The sequence below is a fragment of the Lawsonibacter sp. LCP25S3_E2 genome, from assembly GCF_052117285.1.
Classification (GTDB): domain Bacteria; phylum Bacillota; class Clostridia; order Oscillospirales; family Oscillospiraceae; genus Lawsonibacter.
In genome coordinates this window covers 1-2,268 of the sequence record NZ_JBQKJL010000053.1, presented here as the reverse complement: position 1 = coordinate 2,268, position 2,268 = coordinate 1, and the positions used below count along the sequence as shown (strand labels likewise).

Annotated in this window: 2 protein-coding genes and 1 pseudogene; all 3 read right to left on the bottom strand. The window is 54.0% G+C overall.

The features are described 5' to 3' along the window. Window positions 1–374: pseudogene (locus ACTQ3R_RS16380) on the bottom strand (hypothetical protein); the annotation flags it as partial. A gap of 74 nt (window positions 375–448) precedes the next feature. Beyond that, the gene (locus ACTQ3R_RS16375; RefSeq protein WP_441792687.1) at window positions 449–1,381 is read right to left on the bottom strand and encodes a toprim domain-containing protein; all 933 of its coding nucleotides are present in this window, start codon (window positions 1,379–1,381) and stop codon (window positions 449–451) included. A gap of 91 nt (window positions 1,382–1,472) precedes the next feature. Next, on the bottom strand, window positions 1,473–1,919 hold the full coding sequence (locus ACTQ3R_RS16370; RefSeq protein WP_087327443.1) for a translation initiation factor 2: 447 nt from the start codon (window positions 1,917–1,919) through the stop codon (window positions 1,473–1,475). Window positions 1,920–2,268: the final 349 nt, after the last annotated feature.

Here is a 2,268-nt window from a genome sequence, read left to right as displayed (position 1 = left end):
TAACCGTCCTCTGTGGTTACCTCCATCTGCGGTTCCAGACTCTGGAGGATCTTCTCCATATTGTTGGTTTCACTGGCCAGAGTTTTGGTCTGGGTGATGGTCTGGATGTCCACCCCAACCTCGTCCTTCCGCGTCATATCCAGCAGATAATAGAGGCGGCCATCCCGCTCAAAATCCTCGGTGGGAATCTGGGATGGGTCATCTGCCAGGGACAGCTGGTACACTTTCTTGATCCTGGGGCTGTCTCCCTCCATATACTCCTCCACCGATGTGGGGTAGTAACTGGCACTCTGCTCCGGTTCAACGGCCAGAGCAGGGACAGATGCCGCCAGGAGCAGGGTCAGGGCGCACATCGTGGTCAAAATGCGTTTCATACTGGATTCCTCCTACAACAATTTTTCTTTTGATTTGCCGGAAATCATATTGTTATTTCTTCTTTTGGAAATTGTCACCCCCTTTCCCGGAGCACATTTCGTTGCAGCAGATACTCATTCCAATCCTTTCCCTGTGGAGGAAGTTGTTGAGACACCTCATAGTCCTCTGCGGAGAACATTTCTCGGAGCTTTTGGGTTGCCTGCCGACCATGTTCATCGTTATCCAGGCACAGAATAATCCTGCGTATGTGTGGGTTGTCTCGCAGATAGGTCCGCAGTCCTCCTTCGTACAGCCCACACAGTGCCACCGCGTTGGAGGTTACTTTCCGGTGCAGGGTGCAGAAGCTCATCAGGTCGATTGGGGCCTCAAAGACAAGAACTGCATCATGCTTCTTGCTGCAGTAAAGTCGAAATGCGATGTCCTTATTGCTGCCTGGGACATCCCCCTTAAAGCTGCTGCCGTTCCAATCATAGGTTCCTCGTTGATTGGCAAATACTGGCGCTCCTGATTGGTCCCGGCCAACAAAGACACAGTTGTGATGTTGGGCGTCCTCGTACAGCAATCCAGCCTCCACAAAGCCCCGGATCACTTGGGGTGCGATCCCACGCTTGCGGAGATAGGTAAACACCCTGCGGTGATCCACGTTGGCAGGGGGGAGGGTAAAGGGGACCTTTTCCTCCTTTTCCTTGGTCTGCCGCGGAGTGCTCACCGGGGGAGAGTCACGGGCGCGGCCATGCCAGGTCAGCAGGTACTCCACGGCCTCCGGGAAACTTTTGTTATAGAACCGCTGGAGGAATGTGATGGCATCTCCGCCGATGCCCTCTGAGTAGCGGAACCAGGTACGTCTGTCCTTGATCCGGATGCTGTCCATCTCCTGCGTGGTGTAGTACCTGCCGATCCGCTTCACCTGGTAGCCCAGGGAGATCAGCAGATCTGGAAGGTCCGTGTCTCGGACAGTGGCCATTTCAGCCTCTGTAAAACGAGTTTTTTCTGACGTTTGTATCATGTTCACCCCCCTTCTAGGAAAAACAAAAAAGGGGCCGGAGGACGCATCTGTTTGAGATGTGTCCTCCGGCCCCTTGCTTTGACTCCTTGTGTTATTGTTCGATGTCCGCTGTGCCTCTCTCCGCCTCCGTGCTGGCCTCGCTGGCGTCTGGGGTGGTACCGGCGGCTCCGTTGTCCTCCGGGGCTTCCTCGGTGCTCTCAGGGCCCTCCTGTGGGGCCAGGCTGGCTTCGGCTTCCGCCAGCGCCTGCTCGATCAGGCCCAGGACGAAGTCCCGCTGGGTGAGCTTTACGCCGGTCCGAGCCGTTTCTCTGGCCAGGTGGGTCTTGATGCGCTGGAAGAGTTCCTCGGGAATCTGGAATGCCATCGTTCTGCTGCCTGTCATGTTGATTCCTCCATTCTCATCTTTCATCTTGTAGTATTCAGTGAGCAGTGCTGCGATGTACTGGCTGGTGGTCATCTCCAGGCGGTCTTTTTCTTCTGTTACCCGGTTGTGCAGGGCGATGTCGATTTGAGCGCATAGGTTTTTCTTGTCTGCCATGGTCTGCTCTCCTTTCCTCGTTTTGCAACGCAAGTATATCCAAAACCATGTCAGAAAGCTATTACCAAGACCACCAAGGAACTAAGGACAAAGCAAGCAATACCACCAACTGAAACAGCTATGTAATAAAAAGAGAGAAGCCCCCGTTGGCAGTTCGATTTGAACTACCAGCGGGGGCTTCTCTCGCTGTTTTCTCTTTGCTCAGAGGTTCGGATCACCCCACATCACGAAAATGGCCTTTTGCATCTCCATCTCGTCTGGTGCTCGATTTTGTCCTCTGAAACGGCTGAAACCCTTGCCGCAGCAAGGGTTTCAGGGGTTGCATCTTTTTCAGCAACCTTAGTTGGTG

What these genes read in the sequence shown, in the direction of transcription:
- ACTQ3R_RS16375 (WP_441792687.1), bottom strand. Translation starts at nt 1,381, where the DNA reads ATGATACAAACGTCAGAAAAAACTCGTTTTACAGAGGCTGAAATGGCC.
- ACTQ3R_RS16370 (WP_087327443.1), bottom strand. Translation starts at nt 1,919, where the DNA reads ATGGCAGACAAGAAAAACCTATGCGCTCAAATCGACATCGCCCTGCAC.